The organism is Bacillus sp. 22446 (assembly GCF_052044955.1).
Classification (GTDB): Bacteria; Bacillota; Bacilli; order Bacillales; family Bacillaceae; genus Bacillus; species Bacillus altitudinis.
On the sequence record NZ_JBQEOD010000029.1, the window covers coordinates 1 to 375 of the forward strand.

The window sequence follows — 375 nt, forward strand, 5'->3', positions numbered from 1 at the left end:
GAACAGGAGCGACCGGCGCTACTGGAGATACAGGTGCTACTGGAGCGACCGGAGCCACAGGAGATACGGGTGCCACAGGGGCAACAGGAACAGGAGCCACGGGTGCAACGGGAGATACAGGAGCGACAGGAGCAATCGGAGCGACCGGTGCAACGGGAGATACGGGAGCGACCGGAGTAACCGGAGCCACAGGAGTAACGGGAGATACGGGAGCGACTGGAGTAACCGGAGCCACAGGTGTAACGGGAGATACGGGAGCGACTGGAGTAACCGGAGCCACGGGCGCTACGGGAGATACAGGAGCGACCGGAGTAACCGGAGCCACAGGAGCAACGGGAGATACCGGGGCAACCGGAGTAGGGTTAGCTGGTATTT

1 protein-coding gene is annotated in these 375 nt (G+C 62.1%); it reads left to right on the forward strand.

From position 1 onward, the window contains the following. On the forward strand, nt 1-375 hold a 375-nt coding region (locus ACTJJD_RS19340; protein WP_440608758.1), incomplete at both ends, for a hypothetical protein.